The organism is Streptomyces liliifuscus (assembly GCF_016598615.1).
In the GTDB taxonomy this organism is placed as follows: Bacteria; Actinomycetota; Actinomycetes; order Streptomycetales; family Streptomycetaceae; genus Streptomyces; species Streptomyces liliifuscus.
On the sequence record NZ_CP066831.1, the window covers coordinates 3,645,783 to 3,665,768 of the forward strand.

Here is a 19,986-nt window from a genome sequence, read left to right on the forward strand (position 1 = left end):
GGCAGCGGACGATTTCCGGCCAACCTTTATTCGCCCCGCTGACATGTACAGGACTCAACTGGCAACGTTCACCTCGCATCACCGATCACGGCACACCCGCACCGCAACTTCACAACCGCCCGACCGGTCCCCCATGCCAGTCGGACACCCCCCACGAAGGAGCTTGTGTGACCCCCCTCTACGCGCGTCACAAGCGCACCACTCTGGCCATCGCCACCGCGGTCGCGGCCGGAGCACTCCTCACCACCGGTCTGACCACCGGCGCCTCCGCCCAGTCCCCGGCCGAGCAGTCCGGCGGGACGACCCTCGCCGCGGCGCCGGTCCAGCTGACCGCGGCGGCCCGTACGAGCCTCATCCAGAAGGCCGACGCCGCCACGGCGGAGACGGCCGACGAGATAGGTCTCGGCGCCAAGGAGAAGCTGGTCGTCAGAGACGTCGTCAAGGACGCCGACGGCACGACGCACACCCGGTACGAGCGCACGTACGACGGACTCCCCGTCCTCGGCGGCGACTTGGTGATCCACGAGACCAGGGCGGGCAAGACCGAGGGCGTGACCAAGGCGACGAAGGCGGCCATCAAGGTCTCCGACGTCACCCCGGACATCGCCAAGTCCACCGCCGAGAAGCAGGCGTTGAAGGCCGCGAAGGCCGAGGGCAGCACGAAGTCGGCGGCCGACAAGGCCCCCCGCAAGGTCGTCTGGGCGGCCGACGGCAAGCCGGCCCTGGCCTACGAGACGGTCGTCGGCGGCTTCCAGCACGACGGCACCCCGCAGCAGCTGCACGTCGTCACCGACGCGCAGACGGGCAAGAAGCTGTACGAGTGGGAGGCGATCCAGACCGGCACCGGCAACAGCCAGTACTCCGGCAAGGTCACCATCGGCACCTCGCTCTCGGGCTCGACGTACCAGCTGAACGACACCTCACGCGGCGCCCACAAGACGTACAACCTCAACCGGGGTACGTCCGGCACCGGCACCCTCTTCACCGACGCGGACGACACCTGGGGCACGGGCGCGGCCTCGAACACCCAGACCGCCGCGGTCGACGCGCACTTCGGCGCCCAGGCCACCTGGGACTTCTACAAGAACGTGCTCGGCCGCAGCGGCATCAGGAACGACGGAAAGGCCGCCTACTCCCGCGTCCACTACGGGAACGCGTACGTCAACGCCTTCTGGAGCGACAGCTGCTTCTGCATGACGTACGGCGACGGCTCGGGCAACGCCAAGCCGCTGACCTCGCTCGACGTGGCGGGCCACGAGATGACCCATGGCGTCACGTCCAACACGGCGGGCCTGGTCTACAGCGGTGAGTCGGGCGGCCTGAACGAGGCCACCTCCGACATCTTCGGCACGGCGGTGGAGTTCTACGCGGCCAGCACGTCCGACGTCGGCGACTACCTCATCGGCGAGAAGATCGACATCAACGGCGACGGCACCCCGCTGCGCTACATGGACAAGCCGAGCAGGGACGGCGCGTCCAAGGACAGCTGGTCCTCCAGCCTGGGCGGCATCGACGTCCACTACTCCTCGGGCCCGGCGAACCACTTCTTCTACCTCCTCTCGGAGGGCAGCGGCGCCAAGACGATCAACGGCGTCAGCTACAACTCCCCGACCTCCAACGGCTCGACGGTCACCGGCATCGGCCGCGACAAGGCGGTCAAGATCTGGTACAAGGCGCTCACCGAGTACATGACGTCCACGACGAAGTACGCGGGCGCCCGTACGGCGACGCTGAACGCGGCGTCGGCACTGTACGGCGGCACGGCCAGCGCCGAGTACAAGGCGGTGGCCGCGGCCTGGTCCGCGGTGAACGTGGCCTGACTGTCGAATAGTTGAGCGTGGGCGGTACCCGGAACGAAGGCATTCCCGGGTACCGCCCTACTCTTGGTTCCCATGCCCTACACGTACGAGGACGTGGGTGCCACCCGCGACGGCCGGTGCCCACCCGGCTTCCATCCCCTGCACGTCCGCAGCCGCATCGGCGAGGGCCAGGAGGTCTTCAAATCCGCCTCCCAGGCGGTCCTGACCTGGGACCTCCACAGAGCAGTGGGCGTCAAAATCACCACGGACGCCCCGCAGGCCGCCCCCGGCGTGGACGTCACGGTTGGCCTCGGCCTCCTCCAGGCCCCCTGCCGCATCGTCTGGACGGTAGACGAACCCCGCCGAGCGGGCTGGGCCTACGGCACCCTCCCCGGCCACCCCGAATCCGGCGAGGAAGCCTTCATCGTCGACCGCACGGGCGACGGCACGGTCTGGCTGACGATAACCGCCTTCAGCCGCCCGGCGAAGTGGTACGCAAAGGCGGGCGGGGCGGCGACACGGGGGTTGCAGCATGCGTATGCGCGGCGGTGCGGGGTGGTACTGCGGAGGATGTGCGAGGACCCGAAGGGCGACTTCCTGAGGTAGCGGAGGGCGACCGAGTCCGGCATCGGCAGGGGTGTTCACCTAGTCCGCCGCGGCCCGGATCCTCTTCTCCTGTCCGGCGGCGACGGATTCCGGCACGGGCCGCGGCCTGCCGTTCTCCGACGGCGGCAGAAGGTACGTGGCCAGCGTGGCGCCGGTGCGGACGACGGACATGACGTTGCCGCCCCCGCTCGGGTCGAGCACATTGGTGATCCGATAGCCGACCGCATCGTCTCCCATCCGCTCCAGGGGAACGGGGGCGACAGTGAACTCGTACGTCCAGCCACGCTTCGACGTCGCGGTGAACCGGGTGCAGTCGGCGACAGCTCTCTTCAGCCCGGTCATCCATTGCCCGGCGGTGTCGCCGTCGTGGCTCGTGAGTGTCACGGACCCGGGCGGGGCCGACGCCGGGGCACCGTCCGCCTCGATCGTCGCCCAGACCATGGCCCGCCGTGGAAGCCGGGGACGCACGCTCATCATGTCCGCGAGGGGACGACAGGCCTCCTGACCTGTCGTCACCACGTCCTTGGCCTCCAGCAGTGGAAGACTCTGCGGTTCCGCACTGAAACCGGGGAGGTCGGCGCCCTCGGGCAGCGCGTCGGTCAACTGGGTCTCGGTGAGCGGCCCTTGACCACCGTCGGAGGACTTCGACTCCGCGTCCTCGTCCCCCGACCCACCGCACGCCGACAGCACGACCGTCATGCCGACCGCCAGCACTACAGCCTTCATGGCATGCCGCGCACCGCTCACCACTGACCCAACCCCCGTCGATCGCCGACCGGGTCCGCGACACCCTGCTACCGGCTCGCCGGACCCGAGCGACAACCCTAGACCAGTTCCGATCACCGAGGCGCGAGGGTGTCCCGACCCCTCCGCCGCACCTCAAGCGCCCCTGAGCGCGGGCGACTTCACCGCATCAAAACCCCCGCCCCCTCCCCCAACTCCTCCGAAGGCACAGCCACCAGCCCCAGCTCCGCGCTCGACGCCAGAAGTCGATGCGTGGGCAGGATGCGGACCGTGTAGCCGAAGGGGCCCGTGCGGTCCAGGGAGAGAGGGCCCTCGTAGAGCCAGCGGCCCTCCAGGTCGGGGCCGCCCACCGGCTTGAGGGGGGCGGTCGTGCCGTCCGTGATGCCGTCCTCCGAGTCCACGCGGCCCGAGACCGCCTGGACCTCGACGTCGTCCGGGGCCAGGTCGCCCAGGCCTACGCGGACGCGGAGGGAGAGCGTCGTGCCCAGTTCGGCCGTCGGAGCCCCCGCCGACGTCTCCACGTGGTCGACCGTGACGTGCGGCCAGGCCGCCCGCACCCGGGACTTCCACACCGCCAACTCCCTTGCCGAGGAGGGGGACATGGCGCGGTGGGCATGAGCCGCCGGGGTGTAGAGGCGTTCCACGTACTCGCGGACCATGCGGCCGGCCAGGACCTTCGGGCCCAGGTGGGTCAGGGTCTGGCGGACCATCTCGATCCAGCGGTCGGGCAGGCCGGCCTGGCCGCGTTCGTAGAACCGCGGGGCCACCCGCTGCTCCAGCAACTCGTAGAGCGCCGACGCCTCCAGCTCGTCCCGGCGGTCGTCGTCCACCGCCGTGCCGTCCGCCGTGGGGATCGCCCAGCCGAAGTCCGGCTGGAACCACTCGTCCCACCAGCCGTCCAGGACCGAGAGGTTGAGACAGCCGTTGAGGGCTGCCTTCATCCCGCTCGTGCCGCATGCCTCCAGGGGGCGGAGAGGGTTGTTCAACCAGATGTCGCAGCCCGGGTACAGCTTCTGCGCCATCGCCATGCCGTAGTCGGGGAGGAAGACGATCCGGTGGCGTACACGCGGGTCGTCCGCGAACCGCACCAACTCCTGCACCAACCGCTTCCCCCCGTCGTCCGCCGGGTGCGCCTTGCCCGCCACCACGATCTGGATCGGCCGCTCGGGGTGCAGGAGCAGATCCATCAGCCGGTCCCTGTCCCTCAGCATCAGCGTCAGACGCTTGTACGAGGGGACGCGGCGCGCGAAGCCGATCGTCAGGACGTCCGGGTCCAGCACGCCGTCGACCCAGCCCAGTTCGGCCGTACCCGCGCCACGCTGCCGCCAGGACGCCCGCATCCGCTCCCGTACCTCCGTCACCAGCTGCTCGCGCAGCACGCGGCGCAGGTCCCAGATGTCCACGTCGGGGATCTCGGCGACGGCGTCCCAGCGGTCCGAGGCGCCGACCGTCATCGCGTCCTCGGTGCGCTGCGCCCCGATCTGGCGGGCGCCGAGGCGGAAGACCTCCGGGGCCACCCAGGTCGGCGCGTGCACACCGTTCGTGACGGAGGTGATGGGGACCTCGTCCGGGTCGAAGCCCGGCCAGAGCCCGGAGAACATCTCCCGGCTGACCTGTCCGTGCAGCAATGACACCCCGTTGGCGCGCTGGCCCAGCCTCAGGCCCATCACCGCCATGTTGAAGAGGTTCGGTTCACCGCCCGGATAGGTCTCCATTCCCAATTGCAGAATGCGTTCGACGTCGATGCGCGGGAGTTCCGCGTCGGGGCCGAAGTGCCGGGCCACCAGTTCCCGGTCGAAGCGGTCGATTCCGGCGGGCACGGGGGTGTGGGTCGTGAAGACCGTGCCGGCCCGGACCGCCTCAAGTGCGGCGTCGAAATCCAGGTCCTCGTAAGACAGTTCGTGAATTCGTTCCAGGCCAAGAAATCCCGCGTGCCCCTCGTTCGTATGGAACACCTCGGGCTGCGCGTGGCCCGTCAGCCGGCAGTACGTACGCACGGCACGCACCCCGCCGATGCCGAGCAGCATCTCCTGGAGCAGCCGGTGCTCGCTGCCGCCGCCGTAGAGCCGGTCCGTCACACCCCGCTCGCCGAGATCGTTCTCCTCTATGTCCGAGTCGAGCATCAGCAACGGAACCCGGCCGACCTGGGCCAGCCAGACACGGGCGTGGAGGGATTTCCCGCCGGGGAGGGCCAGCGACACCTGCGAAGGGGTGCCGTCGGGCTCGCGCAGCAGCGAGACGGGCAGTTCGTTCGGGTCCAGGACCGGATAGTGCTCCTGCTGCCAGCCGTCCCGGGACAGCGACTGCCGGAAGTAGCCGTGCCGGTAGAGGAGCCCGACACCGATCAGGGGTACGCCGAGGTCGCTGGCCGCCTTGAGATGGTCCCCGGCGAGGATGCCGAGGCCGCCGGAGTACTGCGGCAGCGCGGCCGTGATGCCGAACTCGGGTGAGAAGTAGGCGATGGCTGCGGGAAGTCCGGAGGTCTGGGACTGGTACCAGCGGTCCCCGCTCACATAGTCCTTGAGATCGTCGGCGGCCGCGGCGAGTCGCCGCAGGAAGCGCCGGTCCTCGGCCAGTTCGGCCAGCCGTTCGGAAGAGACGCTCCCGAGGAGTCGTACGGGATCGCGTTCGGAGGCGGCCCAGTGTTCGGGGTCCACGGACTGGAAGAGATCACGGGTCTCGGCGTGCCAGGACCAGCGCAGATTGCGCGCCAGGTCACTGAGGGGGTGAAGGGCTTCGGGGAGTACGGGACGCACGGTGAATCTGCGGATGGCCTTCACGAGCTTCCACCTTCACGGAGGACGTACCAGGACGGCGTATCGGCGTTGCTGTGACTGGACGGATCAGGGCGATCCGGCGGACGCACGTCGCTGTGCGCACTTTGTCACCCATGACGGTAGCGGCGAGGGTGCCTCCGCAACTACGGCGCGAAGTGCGCCGCGGGATGTGCGGTACTGCGACCGGGGGGCCGGTCGTCACTGATCACGCCCGCGCGGTGGCGCCTCCGGCGGCAGGGCCCCGCGCCCCCCGCGGAAGGGCCGGAATTCGCTGCAACCTTTACATGTCCGCCACGGGCGATATGGCCGATTCCGCCCCGTCGGGCGACCTTGTGGCGCTTCACACCGCACGAGAGGCTGCCAAGTGGCGATCCGGCCACGGCCCCGCAGGACCCGTACAGGGACTTGCCGGGCCTGCCAGAGCCCCAGCGGGCCCGCGCGCACCACCGGTCGGAGCACGCCGAGTTGAGGAGGGGAACTCACACCATGGCAGTGACGCGCGAGCGGCGGCTGCGCTGGGCGGGAGGCCTGACAGCGGTCATGACAGCCGCGGTTCTTTCGGCCATCACCCTGCCCGCACACGCCGCCCCCGAGGGGCAGATATCCGGCGCGGGCGGAGCGGGTTCCGTCAGCGGCAGCTACATAGTGACGCTCAAGGGGGGAACGAAGGCTCCGTCGAAGGCGGGCAAGGCCCTCGCCACCAAGTACGGAGCGAAAATAAGCCACACGTACAGCACGGCACTCAACGGCTATGCGGTGAAGGTCGACGAGAGGCAGGCCAGGCGCCTGGCCGCCGACTCCCGCGTGGCCTCGGTCTCGCGGGACGCCACCGTGGCCGTCGAGCACCGGCAGTCCGACCCGCCGTGGGGCCTGGACCGCATCGACCAGCAGGAGCTGCCGCTGGACAGCAGCTACACCTGGCCGGAGTCCGCGGGCCGGGGCGTGACGGCGTACGTCATCGACACCGGCGTACGCATCACCCACAAGGACCTCGGCGGCCGGGCCAGCCACGGCTGGGACTTCGTCGACAACGACGCCACCGCCCAGGACGGCCAGGGCCACGGCACGCATGTGGCGGGCACGATCGCGGGCACGAGGTACGGCGTCGCCAAACAGGCGAAGGTCGTCGCCGTCCGCGTCCTCGACGACAACGGCGCCGGCACGCTTTCGCAGGTCATCGCGGGCATCGACTGGGTGACGAAGAACGCCGTGAAGCCGGCGGTCGCCAATCTGAGCCTCGGCGGACTCGCGGACCCGCAACTGGACGCCGCGGTCCGCAACTCCATCGCGTCCGGCGTCACCTACACGGTCGCGGCGGGCAACGACGGTCTCCCGGCGAGCCTCTACTCACCGGCCCGTGTCAAGGAGGCGATCACGGTCGGCGCGAGCGACAAGAAGGACGCGAGGGCGGACTTCTCCAACTGGGGCGCGCGACTCGATCTGTTCGCCCCCGGCGTGGACGTCACCTCCGCCTCCAACGCGAACGACACGGGCAGGGCGACCTTCTCCGGTACGTCGATGGCGTCGCCCCACGCGGCAGGTGCGGCCGCGCTCTATCTCGCCGACCACGCCTGGGCGACACCCGCCGATGTCAGCAAGGCTCTTGTCGGGCGGGCCGCCTCCGGGAAGATGTCCAACACCGGGCTCGGCTCACCGAACAAGCTCCTGCAGGTCGACAACCCCTAAGTATTTGCGCATTCACCGACCGGCCTCGTCCCGCGAATCCCCAACCGATTCTTTACGGATCCTTGGCGGATTCTCATCGGACGAGGCCGGTCTTGTGTGTAGACATACGCGCGAGTAGTTAACAAAGTGCCGGATTGCCCACCCGAAAAGAGTGGGAAGGCTCCACCGGTACGCCCAGCAGGACCAACCTCCCCACACCCTCATCCGCCCACCCACGTTGACGCGGACAGGAGCGGTCATGCCCGCCATGCACCACCAGCCGTCACCACCCCCGACGCCCAGCACCACCGAACCCCCCGACCAGGGAGAGAAGGCCGACCGGCCACAGCCGCCGAAGGCGAGGACCGCCGAGCCGGCCAGGACGCCCGGGCCGACACAGTCGGCGAAACCCGCCGAGTCGGCAGAACACGAGGAGTCGGCGAAACCGGCAGATTCAGTGCGATCAGCAGAATCGATGCAACCGACAGAATCAGAGCGACCGGCAGAATCGATGCAACCGGCAGAGTCGGCGAAACCCGCCAAGTCGTCCAAGCCCGCCAAGCCGTCCAAGTCCTCGCGGCCGTCGGCGACCACCCCCAAGAGCTCCACCCGCCTCACGCCCACCCGCACCCCCGCCCCGAGAAGCGGCCCGGGAAGCCGCCCTCTGATCGGGCGCATCCCCGTCCTGGACGTGCGCCCCCTCGTGCAGGGCGGGCGCCGCCCCGCGAAGGCCGTGGTGGGCGAGCCCTTCGAGATCTCCGCGACGGTCTTCCGCGAGGGCCACGACGCGGTCGCCGCGAACGTCGTACTGCGCGATCCGGACGGCCGCTCGGGCTCCTGGACCCCGATGCGCGAACTGGCCCCCGGCACCGACCGCTGGGGCGCCACCGTCTCCGTACCGAGGCCGGGCCGCTGGACCTACACCGTGGAGGCCTGGGGCGACCCGATCACCACCTGGCGCCACCACGCGCAGATCAAGATCCCGGCGGGCATGGACACGGAGCTGGTCCTGGAGGAGGGCGCGCTGCTGTACGAGCGTGCCGCGACCGGCGTACCGAAGAGCAAGGGCCGCCGTGACGCGATCCTCGCGGCCGTGGAGGCCCTTCGCGACACCGACCGCCCCGCCGCGGCCCGTCTCGCCGCCGCGCTCACGCCCGACGTGGACCACGTCCTCGCGCGCCACCCCCTGCGCGAACTGGTCTCGTCGGCCGAGCGGCTGACCCTGCTGGTGGAGCGGGAGCGGGCGTTGTACGGCTCCTGGTACGAGTTCTTCCCGCGCTCGGAGGGCGCGGTGGTGGAGCCCGACAGGCCGCCGGTCACCGGCACGTTCCGGACCGCGGCGCGACGGCTGCCGGCGATCGCGGAGATGGGCTTCGACGTGGTGTACCTGCCACCGATCCACCCCATCGGCACGACCTTCCGCAAGGGCCCCAACAACACGCTGGACGCGGCCCCGCACGACGTCGGGGTCCCCTGGGCGATCGGCTCACAGGAGGGGGGCCACGACGCCGTCCACCCCGACCTCGGCACGATCGACGACTTCGACGCCTTCGTACGCCGGGCCGAGAGCCTGGGCATGGAGATCGCCCTGGACTTCGCGCTGCAGTGCTCGCCGGACCACCCCTGGGTGGAGAAGCACCCGGAGTGGTTCCACCACCGCCCCGACGGCACGATCGCGTACGCCGAGAATCCGCCGAAGAAGTACCAGGACATCTATCCGATCGCCTTCGACAAGGACATGCCGGGGCTGATCCAGGAGACGCTGAGGGTTCTGCGGTTCTGGATGAGTCACGGGGTGCGGATCTTCCGCGTGGACAACCCCCATACAAAACCGGTCATCTTCTGGGAACAGGTGATCGAGGACATCAACCGCACCGACCCCGATGTCATCTTCCTGGCCGAGGCGTTCACCCGCCCGGCGATGATGCACACGCTGGGCGCGATCGGTTTCCAGCAGTCGTACACGTATTTCACGTGGCGCAACACCAAGGAAGAACTGACCGACTACCTCACCGAGCTGTCGGGCGAGGCGGCCGCCTATATGCGGCCCAACTTCTTCGCCAACACCCCCGACATCCTGCACGAGTTCCTCCAGCAGGGCGGCCGGCCCGCCTTCGAACTGCGGGCCGTGCTCGCCGCGACACTGTCGCCGGCCTGGGGTGTCTACAGCGGATTCGAGCTGTGCGAGAACGTCCCGGTGCGGGACGGGAGCGAAGAATACCTGGACTCGGAGAAGTACCAACTACGTCCGCGGGACTGGGAGTCGGCGGAGCGCGAGGGTCGTAGCATCGCCCCTCTGATTGCCGAACTCAACGCGGTCAGGCGCCGGAGTCCGGCCCTGAGGCAACTGCGCGACCTGCACTTCCACCAGGCGGACAAAGAGGCGGTGATCGCGTACTCGAAACGGAGCGGATCGAACACGGTTCTGGTGGTCGTGAACCTCGACCCTCACCACACCCAGGAGGCCACGGTCTCGTTGGACATGCCACGACTCGGCCTCGACTGGCACGAGTCGATGCCGGTGCGCGACGAGCTCACCGGCGAGACCTACCACTGGGGCAGGACCAACTACGTACGCCTTGAGCCCGGCCACCGGGCCGCGCACGTACTGACCGTCCTGCGACCGTCCTCACCGCCAACCGGAGGGTCACCCACACCATGATCGTCAACGAGCCCGTCCCGGACACCTTCGAAGACACCCCGCAAAAAGACCGGGACCCCGAATGGTTCAAACGCGCCGTCTTCTACGAAGTCCTCGTCCGCTCCTTCCAGGACAGCAACGGCGACGGCATCGGCGACCTCAAAGGCCTCACCGCCAAACTCGACTACCTGCAATGGCTCGGCGTCGACTGCCTCTGGCTCCCCCCCTTCTTCAAATCACCCCTGCGCGACGGCGGCTACGACGTCTCCGACTACACCGCCGTCCTCCCCGAATTCGGTGACCTCGCCGACTTCGTCGAATTCGTCGACGCCGCCCACCAACGCGGCATGCGCGTCATCATCGACTTCGTCATGAACCACACCAGCGACCAGCACCCCTGGTTCCAGCAGTCCCGCAACGACCCAGACGGGCCCTACGGCGACTACTACATGTGGGCCGACGACGACAAGCAGTACCCCGACGCCCGCATCATCTTCGTCGACACCGAAGCCTCCAACTGGACCTTCGACCCCGTCCGCAAGCAGTACTACTGGCACCGCTTCTTCTCCCACCAGCCCGACCTCAACTTCGAGAACCCGGCGGTGCAGGAGGAGATCGTCTCCGCCCTGCGGTTCTGGCTGGACCTGGGCATCGACGGCTTCCGCCTGGATGCCGTCCCCTACCTCTTCGCGGAGGAGGGCACCGACTGCGAGAACCTCCCCGCCACCCACGAGGTCCTCAAGCGGGTGCGGGCGGAGATCGACGCCCACTACCCCGACACCGTCCTCCTGGCCGAGGCCAACCAATGGCCCGAGGACGTCGTCGACTACTTCGGCGACTACAGCGCCGGCGGCGACGAATGCCACATGGCCTTCCACTTCCCCGTCATGCCGCGGATCTTCATGGCCGTCCGCCGCGAATCCCGCTACCCCGTCTCCGAAATCCTCGCCAAGACACCGGCGATCCCCTCCGGCTGCCAGTGGGGCATCTTCCTGCGCAACCACGACGAGCTCACCCTCGAAATGGTCACCGACGAAGAACGCGACTACATGTACGCGGAATACGCCAAAGACCCGCGCATGCGCGCCAACATCGGCATCCGCCGCCGCCTGGCCACCCTCCTGGACAACGACCGCAACCAGATCGAACTCTTCACCGCCCTGCTGCTCTCCCTGCCCGGCAGCCCGATCCTCTACTACGGCGACGAGATCGGCATGGGCGACAACATCTGGCTCGGCGACCGCGACGCCGTCCGCACCCCCATGCAGTGGACACCGGACCGCAACGCCGGCTTCTCCTCCTGCGACCCCGGACGCCTCTACCTGCCCACCATCATGGACCCGGTCTACGGCTACCAGGTCACCAACGTCGAAGCCTCCATGAGCTCCCCGTCGTCGCTGCTGCACTGGACCCGGCGGATGATCGAGATCCGCAAACAGAACCCCGCCTTCGGCCTGGGCTCCTACACCGAACTGCCCTCCTCCAACCCCGCCGTCATCGCCTTCCTGCGCGAACACGGCGACGACCTCGTCCTGTGCGTCCACAACTTCTCCCGCTTCGCCCAGCCCACCGAACTCGACCTCCAGGCCTTCAACGGACGCCACCCCGTCGAACTCATCGGCGGCGTCCGCTTCCCCGCCATCGGCGAACTCCCCTACCTCCTCACCCTCGCCGGCCACGGCTTCTACTGGTTCCGACTCCGCAAGGACATGGCGTAGAAACCGGGAGAAGAAGCAGGTAGGAGTAGAACGGGGGCGGGGCGGTTTCCCCCGCCCCGCCTTGGGCACGCATCAGTAACACCCCGACTCACCCGGTTTCCGGGTCCTGGGGAAAGGACGCGACGCCATGTCGGAAGCCGTCACCCGTTCCGTGCACTCCGCTTCGACGAGTCCGGGCCTCCTTGCGTCCCTCGATCCGCTGCTTCGCGAGTGGCTGCCACGGCAGCGGTGGTTCGCGGGTAAGGGCCGTCCCGTCACCGGGTTCTCGCTGGTGGCGGCCACGGAAGTGCTGCCGTGGGACGCGAAGCTGGGGCTGCTGCATCTGCTCGTGCGAGCGCATCAGCCGCTCGTACCGACGCAGAGTGCCGCCACGCATCCGGCCGACTGCTACCAGCTCCTGATCGGTGTGCGCGAGACGCTGCCGCCACGGCTGGCGCCCGCGCTGATCGGTCGTCCGACCGAGGGGCCACTGGCCGGACGGACCGTGTACGAGGCTCTGCACGACACACGGCCCGCCGATGTGCTCCTGGAGGCGCTGCGGTCGCGGGCACGCGTCGGCGACCTGCGCTTCGAGCGGGACATGCGGCAGGACATCCGGGACGGCCTGGTGCCCCGGCTGGTGACGGCCGAGCAGTCGAACTCCTCGATCGTCTACGGAGATACGTTCATCCTGAAGCTGTTGCGGCGGATCGTGCCGGGGGACAACCCCGACCTGGAGCTGCCGCTGGTGCTGTCCCGCGAGGGCTGCCCCCGGGTTCCGGCGCCCGCCGGGTGGCTGCTCGCGGACCTGGCCGACGAGACGTACGTACTGGGTGTGCTGCAGCCCTTCGTCCAGGGTGCGGCGGACGGCTGGGAGCTCGCGCTGCGCGAGCTCGCCAAGGGCGAGGACTTCAGCGGTGAGGCGCGGGCGCTGGGGCGGGCCACCGCAGAGGTGCACACGGCGCTGGCGCGGGCGCTGCCCACGGTGACCATGGGGCGCGGGCAGATGGAACTGCTCGTGGACGGTATGACCGAGCGGCTGGAGGCGGCCGCCCAGTCGGTGCCCGCGCTGCGGCCGTACGCGCCGGGGCTGCGCACGGCCTTCGAGGCGCTCGCCGACCTGGCGGGCGAGGGCGAGACATGGACGGCCCAGCGGATCCACGGGGATCTGCACCTCGGGCAGTGTCTGCGGTCGCCGTCCGGTGAATGGTCGCTGATCGACTTCGAGGGCGAACCGTCCAAGCCGCTCGCCGAGCGTCGGATGCCGCAGCCGACCGCACGGGACGTGGCCGGGATGCTCCGCTCCTTCGACTACGCGGCGCACTCGCACACGCCCGTCGTGCCCGGCTGGGCCGACACCTGCCGGGCGGCCTACTGCTCCGGGTACGCCGAGGCCGGCGGGCGTGATCCGCGTACGGATCCGGTGCTGCTGCGCGCCTACGAGACCGACAAGGCGATCTACGAAGTCGTGTACGAGGCGCGGCACCGGCCCGACTGGCTGCCCGTGCCGATGGAGGCGGTCCGCCGCCTGGCCGTCTCCGGATCGTCGTAGGTGTCCTCACATCCCGCCCGCCCCGTCAGTCCCGTGAGTCCCGTCATCACCGTCGAGTCCGCCGAGGAGGCCCCACCCGTGACGCCCCGCCCGAACCCGCCCGCCAAGAAGCCGAAGAGCGCGAAGGCCAAGTCCGGCACCGGCAAGGCCGACGCGAAGGCGAAGGCGAAGACCGAGCCCGCGGTCACGGATCCCGCGGAGCCGGTACGCGATGTGGAGCCGCCGGTGCGGGACGCGGAGCCCGTACGGGATGTGGAGCCGGCCGTGCCGGATGTGCGGTCGCTGGCCGTGCTGGACCGTGGTGACCGGGAGCGGCTGCTCGGCGGCGCGCATCACGAGCCGCACTCCGTGCTCGGGGCCCATCCCGTGCCCGACGGTGTGGTCTTCCGGGTGCTGCGGCCGTACGCGCTGTCGGTGACGGTCGTCACCGAAGAGCTGCGGGCCGAACTGAACGACGACGGCGAGGGCTTCTTCTCCACCGTGCTGCCGTTGCGGGAGGTGCCCGCGTACCGGTTGCTCGTGGAGTACGAGGGGACGGTTCAGGACACCGAGGACGCGTACCGGTTCCTGCCCACGATCGGTGAGTTCGATCTGCATCTGTTCGGCGAGGGGCGGCACGAACAGCTGTGGACGGCGCTCGGTGCGGAGCCGATGGTCCACCAGGGTGTGGCGGGCACCCGGTTCACCGTCTGGGCGCCCAACGCCCGTGGGGTGCGGGTCGCCGGGACGTTCAACTTCTGGGACGCCACGGCCTTTCCGATGCGGTCGCTCGGCTCCTCCGGGGTGTGGGAGCTGTTCATTCCCGGGATCGGCGAGGGCGAGCTCTACAAGTTCGAGATCACCCGGCCCGACGGTTCCAAGACGATGCGGGCCGACCCGATGGCACGGCGTACGGAGATCCCGCCCGCCACCTCCTCCATCGTGCACGCCTCGCGTCACGAGTGGCAGGACGGGGAGTGGATGGCGCGGCGGGCCTCCGACCCGCCGGCCCATGAGGCGCCGTTCTCGGTGTACGAGGTCCATCTGGCGTCCTGGCGACCTGGTTTGACGTACCGTCAGCTGGCCGAACAACTGCCGTTGTACGTCTCGGACCTGGGCTTCACGCATGTGGAGCTGATGCCGGTGGCGGAGCACCCCTTCGGCGGTTCTTGGGGCTATCAGGTCACGGGCTTCTACGCGCCGACCGCTCGGCTGGGGACGCCGGACGACTTCAAGTACCTGGTCGACGCGCTGCACCGGGCCGGAATCGGCGTGATCATGGACTGGGTGCCCGCGCACTTCCCGCGGGACGACTGGGCGCTGGCGGAGTTCGACGGCCGGCCGCTGTACGAGCACGAGGATCCGCTGCGGGCCGCGCACCCCGACTGGGGAACACTGGAGTTCGACTACGGGCGCCGGGAGGTGCGCAATTTCCTGGTCGCCAACGCGGTGTACTGGTGCGAGGAGTTCCACATCGACGGCCTGCGGGTCGACGCGGTGGCGTCCATGCTGTACCTGGACTACTCGCGCGAGCCCGGGCAGTGGACGCCGAACGTCCACGGCGGGCGGGAGAACCTCGACGCCGTCGCCTTCCTCCAGGAGATGAACGCGACGCTGTACCGGCGCGAGCCGGGAGTCGTCACGATCGCCGAGGAGTCGACGGCGTGGGACGGCGTCACGCGGGCCACCCACCACATCGGGCCCGGCGGCTTCGGAGGGCTCGGCTTCGGGCTGAAGTGGAACATGGGGTGGATGCACGACTCGCTCGGCTATGTCGCGCACGAGCCGGTGCACCGCAAGTACCACCACCACGAGATGACCTTCTCGATGGTGTACGCGTACAGCGAGAACTACGTCCTGCCGATCTCCCACGACGAAGTCGTCCACGGGAAGCGGTCGTTGGTGTCCAAGATGCCGGGCGACTGGTGGCAGCAGCGGGCCACGCTGCGGGCGTATCTGGGCTTCATGTGGGCGCACCCCGGCAAGCAACTCCTCTTCATGGGACAGGAGTTCGCGCAGGGCGCGGAGTGGTCCGAGGCGCACGGGCCCGACTGGTGGCTGCTCGATCCGTCGTACGGGGCCGCCGCCGACCACCAGGGTGTCCGTGATCTCGTCCGGGACCTCAACTCCGTGTACCGGCATGCTCCCGCGCTCTGGGAGCGGGACACCGATCCCTCCGGGTTCGCCTGGATCGCGGGGGACGCGGTCGAGGACAACGTCTTCGCGTTCCTCCGCCACGCGGCGGACGGTTCGCCGATGCTGGCCGTGTCCAACTTCTCGCCGGTGGTGCGGCACGAGTACCGGCTCGGTGTTCCTGATGACGTGCCTGCCTGGCACGAGGTCCTCAACACCGACGCCGGGCGTTACGGCGGTGCCGATGTCACGAACCCCGACCCCGTCAAGCCCGACGCCCAGCCCTGGCACGGCCGCCCGGCCAGCATCCGCCTCACGTTGCCACCACTGGCCACGGTGTGGCTGCGCCCGGCATAGCTTTTCCTCGCCCCCGCCGCCCCTACCCATTCCCGTCCCTTTCTGGGGCTCCGCCCCAGGCCCCGTGGGGTGTGTTGTCGGGTGCGGGTGGGTGGGGCTGGTCGCGCAGTTCCCCGCGCCCCTGGGTACCTAGGGGCGCGGGGAACTGCGCAGTCTTTTGGGGGTTCGGGGGCGGAGCCCCTGAGTTAGTGACGGGAATGGGTAGGGGCGGCGGGGGCGAAGAGGGTTTTAGTCGTTCAGGGCGTTCGCCAGGGGCACCGGCAGATCCCCCGTGTGCACGATCCCCAGCGCCTGCGTGGCCCGCGTCAGGGCAACGTACAGATCGCTCGTACCGTAACGCGCCGGCTCGACCACAAGGACCGCGTCGAATTCCAGACCCTTCGATTGGCGAGGGTCGAGCAGCACGACCGCACGGGTCAGGTCGGGCTCCGCCCCGGCCGTGACCCCGTCAAGCCGCGCGGCCAGCGCCACGTGCAGATCCCGCGGCGCGATCACCGCGAGCCGCCCCTCCGCCGGAGCCAGTTCCGCGACGGCCTTCTCCACGGCGCCGGGCAGCTCGGCGGCGTCGGCGGCCTCGCGCACCAGCGGGCGTACGCCGGTCGAGCGGACCGAACTGGGCGGCTCGAAGCCGGGGTGCTCGGCGCGCGGGACGGCCGCCGCGACGTCCATGATCTCGGACGGGGTGCGGTAGTTGACCGCGAGCCGGGTGTGCTCCCAGCGGTCCTGGACGTAGGGGTCGAGGATGTCCGACCAGGAGCCGACCCCGGCCGCGTCGGCCGTCTGCGCGGGGTCGCCTACGAGCGTCATGGACCGCGTGGGGCTGCGGCGCATCAGCAGGCGCCACGCCATCGGCGACAGCTCCTGCGCCTCGTCGACAATGATGTGCCCGAACGCCCAGGTCCGGTCGGCCGCGGCCCGTTCGGCGGCGCTGCGGTGGTCGTCCTCCTCGTGGCGCTCGGCCATCCGCTCGGCGTCGATGATGTCGTGCGCGGAGAGAACCTCCGCGTCCTCGTCGTCCTTGTCCTCGAACTCGTACGTCCTGGAGGCGTAGGACACGTCCAACACGCCCTGGGCGTACGCGACCTGCTGATTGCGTTCGCGCTCCGCGGCCGCCCTCGCCAACCGGTCGTCCTCGCCGAGGAGTTCGGCGGCCTCGTCGAGGAGGGGTACGTCGGCGGTGGTCCAGGCCCGTGTCACCGTACGGCGGATGGCGTTCGCGTCGGCCTCGCAGAGGTACGCGTCCGGTTCGGCGAGGAAGTCCGCGATCAGCCGCCGCGGGGTGACGCGCGGCCACAACTGGTCGATGGCGGCCCAGACTTCGCGGTTCTCGGCCAGCTCGTCGCGGATCTGGGTGACGTCGCTCGGGTCGAGCAGGTTGGTGCCGTCGAAGGGGTCCGTGCCGATCCGCTCGGCGAGCATGTCGGTGAGGGTGTTGAGGATGTGGCCCTCGAAGTGCTCGCGGGCCGCGTTGTGCGGCAGGTTCACCTCGCGGGTGCGGTCACGGGCGACACGTACGAGACCGGCGTCGAGCATCAGGATGTCCCGGTCGTGCTCGATGGCGATCACCGGGTCGGGCAGTGCCTGACGGTCGCGTACGACTGCGGCCAGGACGTCGGCCATCTCGGCGCGGCCCTTCACGGCGGCGGCCTCGGGGGTGTCGGACGCGGTCGCCCTCACACCGGGGAACAGCTCGCCGACGGTCGCGAGCAGCACGCCCGTCTCGCCGAGCGAGGGCAGGACCTCGCCGATGTAGCCGAGGAAGGCGGGGTTCGGGCCGACGATCAGGACGGCACGCTTGGCGAGCAGCTCCCGGTGTTCGTAGAGGAGATAGGCCGCCCGGTGGAGCGCCACGGCGGTCTTGCCGGTGCCCGGGCCGCCCTCCACCACCAGCACTCCGCGGTGCGGGGCGCGAATGATGCGGTCCTGCTCGGCCTGGATGGTCTGCACGATGTCGCTCATGCGGCCGGTGCGCGCGGAGTTGAGGGCGGCGAGCAGCACGGCGTCGCCGGTCGGGTCCTCGTGCCCGGTGCGCTGCTGGTCCCCCAGGTCGAGGATCTCGTCGTGCAGGGCGGCGACCGAGCGGCCCTCGGTGGTGATGTGCCGACGGCGGCGCAGGCCCATCGGGGTGTGGCCGGTGGCGAGGTAGAAGGGGCGGGCGACCGGGGCCCGCCAGTCGATCAGGATCGGGGTGTGCTCGGTGTCGTCGGCGCGGATGCCGATACGGCCGATGTGATGGGTGAGTCCCGTGGTCAGGTCGATACGGCCGAAGCAGAGCGAGCCGTCCACCGCGTTGAGCGCGGCGAGCAGGCCCGAGCGCTCGGCGACGAGGACGTCCCGCTCCAGGCGGGCCTGCATCGGTGTGCTGCCCTGTGCGAGCGCGTCCGCCACCGCGGTCTCGGTGCCGCCGCGCAGGGCGTCCACGCGCGCGTACAGACCGTCGATGAATTCCTGCTCGTGCCTCAATTCATCGTCGGTGAATTCTGTGTGTGATCCCCTGTTTGACAATTCCGCTCCCGGCCGGATATACTGCGCCTAGTGAACTTCTTCGCGACCAAGTTCCTTGAAGTCGCGAACCATTCAATATACGCAGAGAAATCCCCCGCAGGCAATTGGCCGCGGGGGATTTCTTGTTGGCCCGGGTATTTCGGCGGGCGTATGCCGCTGTCGGCCGACCGGCTACAGCACGTCGGCCAGTTCCTCAAGCAGCCGTCGCTTGGGCCGGGCGCCCACCATCGACTTCACCGGCTGCCCGTCGCGGAACACGATGAGCGTGGGCATCGACAGCACCCCGTACGCGTTCGTGGTCTCCGGGTTCGTGTCCACGTCCAGCTGCACCACCTTGAGCCGGTCGCCCTCCTCGGCGGCGACGGCGCTCAGCACCGGCGCGATCTGCCGGCACGGCGGGCACCAGTCGGCGGTGAACTCCACCAGCACGGGCAGCTCCGCCCCGATCACCTCCGCCTCGAAGTCCGCGTCCGTCACCTCGGCCACACCCGCTGCCCTGATCACCTGAAGGTCCCTCCCAGTTCGCACACGGGCTCCGGACCGCCCGGAACCTCCGCCCCGGCCGCCAGCTCGTCCCTCGACGCCTCGGCCCGCGCCAACTGCTCGCCGACGTGCGCCCGTACGGTCTGCAACTCGCCGATCAGCGCGTCGAGTTCGCCCAGCTTGCGCCGGTACACGGCGAGCGACGCCGGGCAGGAGTCGCCCTCCGGATGCCCGGCCCGCAGACACTCCACGAAGGGCCGCGTCTCCTCCAGGTCGAACCCGAAGTCCTGCAGCGTCCTGATCTGCCGCAGCAGCAACAGATCGTCCTCGTCGTAGGTGCGGTACCCGTTGCTCCCCCGGCGCGCGGGCAGCAGCCCCCGCGACTCGTAGTACCTGAGGGTCCGCGTGGTGGTCCCGGCCCGCGCCGCCAGCTCGCCGATTCGCATGCGTACGAACGTAGTCCTTGACCCTGGCGTCAAGGCAACGCCGGCGGCAGCAGCGGCTTCCGCTCCACCGGGGACGACAGGAGGATCGACGTCGTCGTACGGCCGAGTGCCGAGGTCTGTTCCAGGACCTCCTCCAGGTGGAGGGTGTTCTCGACCGCGACCTTGAGGATCCAGCAGTCCTCGCCGACGACGTGGTGGGCCTCGGTGATCTCGGGGCGGGCGAGCAGCTCCAGGGTCCTTGGGTGCTTCAGCGTGTAGCCGCCGTGCGGGTTGACGCGGATGAAGGCCTGCATGCCGTAGCCGAGGCGGGTCGGCGAGACATGGGCGCCGTAGCCGGTGACGGCTCCGACGGACTCCAGCCTGCGGACGCGCTCGGCGACCGCCGCCGGGGACAGCCGGACCCGGCGGCCCAGCTCGCTCAGCCTGATCCGGCCGTCGCTCTGGAGCAGCTCCAGGATCTGCCGGTCCAGGGCGTCGAAGGCCACCGACGTTTCGTTGGCGGCGGCTCGCAGATGCCGTGGTTCTTTCGGTACCGCGGCCGGATCTCCCATGACTCCCCCTTCAGACCTCACTCGTACGCCGGAAGAATTATGACCACAGGG

The 19,986-nt window shown here is 69.6% G+C and carries 13 protein-coding genes; 7 read left to right on the top strand and 6 right to left on the bottom strand.

Features of this window, described 5'->3' with window-relative positions:
• Positions 1-167 precede the first annotated feature (167 nt).
• Both JEQ17_RS15295 and JEQ17_RS15300 read left to right on the top strand, forming a co-directional pair.
• Positions 168-1,820: a M4 family metallopeptidase gene (locus JEQ17_RS15295; RefSeq protein ID WP_200395776.1), complete on the top strand. Its 1,653-nt coding sequence runs from the start codon at positions 168-170 to the stop codon at positions 1,818-1,820.
• A gap of 72 nt (positions 1,821-1,892) precedes the next feature.
• Positions 1,893-2,405 (top strand): DUF1990 family protein, encoded by a 513-nt coding sequence (locus JEQ17_RS15300; protein ID WP_200395777.1) that lies wholly within the window; start codon positions 1,893-1,895, stop codon positions 2,403-2,405.
• Positions 2,406-2,444: 39 nt separating this feature from the next.
• On the opposite strand, the gene JEQ17_RS15305 is transcribed toward JEQ17_RS15300, so the two are convergent.
• Together JEQ17_RS15305 and JEQ17_RS15310 are read right to left on the bottom strand one after the other, a co-directional pair.
• Positions 2,445-3,131: a hypothetical protein gene (locus tag JEQ17_RS15305; protein ID WP_200395778.1), complete on the bottom strand. Its 687-nt coding sequence runs from the start codon at positions 3,129-3,131 to the stop codon at positions 2,445-2,447.
• Positions 3,132-3,310: 179 nt separating this feature from the next.
• Positions 3,311-5,929 carry a glycosyltransferase family 1 protein gene (locus JEQ17_RS15310; protein WP_200395779.1) on the bottom strand — a complete coding sequence of 873 codons (2,619 nt, stop codon included), beginning with the start codon at positions 5,927-5,929 and terminating at the stop codon, positions 3,311-3,313.
• A 483-nt stretch (positions 5,930-6,412) separates the two neighbouring features.
• Here JEQ17_RS15310 and JEQ17_RS15315 point away from each other — a divergent pair, with 483 nt between their 5' ends.
• From JEQ17_RS15315 to glgB, 5 genes are all read left to right on the top strand, one after another.
• Positions 6,413-7,612 carry a S8 family peptidase gene (locus JEQ17_RS15315; RefSeq protein WP_200395780.1) on the top strand — a complete coding sequence of 400 codons (1,200 nt, stop codon included), beginning with the start codon at positions 6,413-6,415 and terminating at the stop codon, positions 7,610-7,612.
• 490 nt (positions 7,613-8,102) lie between these two features.
• Positions 8,103-10,253 carry an alpha-1,4-glucan--maltose-1-phosphate maltosyltransferase gene (locus JEQ17_RS15320; RefSeq protein ID WP_325176260.1) on the top strand — a complete coding sequence of 717 codons (2,151 nt, stop codon included), beginning with the start codon at positions 8,103-8,105 and terminating at the stop codon, positions 10,251-10,253.
• On the top strand, positions 10,250-11,950 hold the full coding sequence (gene treS / locus JEQ17_RS15325) for a maltose alpha-D-glucosyltransferase (protein ID WP_200395781.1): 1,701 nt from the start codon (positions 10,250-10,252) through the stop codon (positions 11,948-11,950). The genes JEQ17_RS15320 and treS overlap by 4 nt, the downstream gene beginning before the upstream one ends.
• A gap of 127 nt (positions 11,951-12,077) precedes the next feature.
• Positions 12,078-13,481 (top strand): maltokinase N-terminal cap-like domain-containing protein, encoded by a 1,404-nt coding sequence (locus JEQ17_RS15330; RefSeq protein ID WP_200395782.1) that lies wholly within the window; start codon positions 12,078-12,080, stop codon positions 13,479-13,481.
• A 33-nt stretch (positions 13,482-13,514) separates the two neighbouring features.
• Positions 13,515-15,950, top strand: coding sequence for a 1,4-alpha-glucan branching enzyme (gene glgB, locus JEQ17_RS15335; protein ID WP_407700052.1), 2,436 nt, complete (start codon positions 13,515-13,517; stop codon positions 15,948-15,950).
• A gap of 228 nt (positions 15,951-16,178) precedes the next feature.
• On the opposite strand, the gene JEQ17_RS15340 is transcribed toward glgB, so the two are convergent.
• The 4 genes from JEQ17_RS15340 to JEQ17_RS15355 form a co-directional block, all read right to left on the bottom strand.
• Positions 16,179-18,473 carry a HelD family protein gene (locus JEQ17_RS15340; protein ID WP_200401500.1) on the bottom strand — a complete coding sequence of 765 codons (2,295 nt, stop codon included), beginning with the start codon at positions 18,471-18,473 and terminating at the stop codon, positions 16,179-16,181.
• Positions 18,474-18,626: 153 nt separating this feature from the next.
• Positions 18,627-18,959, bottom strand: coding sequence for a thioredoxin (gene trxA / locus JEQ17_RS15345; protein ID WP_325176261.1), 333 nt, complete (start codon positions 18,957-18,959; stop codon positions 18,627-18,629).
• Positions 18,956-19,384, bottom strand: coding sequence for a MerR family transcriptional regulator (locus JEQ17_RS15350; protein WP_200395783.1), 429 nt, complete (start codon positions 19,382-19,384; stop codon positions 18,956-18,958). The genes trxA and JEQ17_RS15350 overlap by 4 nt, the downstream gene beginning before the upstream one ends.
• Before the next feature lie 29 nt (positions 19,385-19,413).
• Entirely contained in the window at positions 19,414-19,935 is a 522-nt protein-coding gene (locus JEQ17_RS15355; RefSeq protein WP_234048210.1) for an Lrp/AsnC family transcriptional regulator, read from the bottom strand.
• Positions 19,936-19,986 lie beyond the last annotated feature (51 nt).

What these genes read in the sequence shown, in the direction of transcription:
- JEQ17_RS15315 (WP_200395780.1), top strand. Translation starts at nt 6,413, where the DNA reads ATGGCAGTGACGCGCGAGCGGCGGCTGCGCTGGGCGGGAGGCCTGACA.
- JEQ17_RS15320 (WP_325176260.1), top strand. Translation starts at nt 8,103, where the DNA reads ATGCAACCGGCAGAGTCGGCGAAACCCGCCAAGTCGTCCAAGCCCGCC.
- JEQ17_RS15355 (WP_234048210.1), bottom strand. Translation starts at nt 19,935, where the DNA reads ATGGGAGATCCGGCCGCGGTACCGAAAGAACCACGGCATCTGCGAGCC.
- JEQ17_RS15305 (WP_200395778.1), bottom strand. Translation starts at nt 3,131, where the DNA reads ATGAAGGCTGTAGTGCTGGCGGTCGGCATGACGGTCGTGCTGTCGGCG.
- JEQ17_RS15350 (WP_200395783.1), bottom strand. Translation starts at nt 19,384, where the DNA reads ATGCGAATCGGCGAGCTGGCGGCGCGGGCCGGGACCACCACGCGGACC.
- treS (WP_200395781.1), top strand. Translation starts at nt 10,250, where the DNA reads ATGATCGTCAACGAGCCCGTCCCGGACACCTTCGAAGACACCCCGCAA.
- JEQ17_RS15330 (WP_200395782.1), top strand. Translation starts at nt 12,078, where the DNA reads ATGTCGGAAGCCGTCACCCGTTCCGTGCACTCCGCTTCGACGAGTCCG.
- JEQ17_RS15300 (WP_200395777.1), top strand. Translation starts at nt 1,893, where the DNA reads ATGCCCTACACGTACGAGGACGTGGGTGCCACCCGCGACGGCCGGTGC.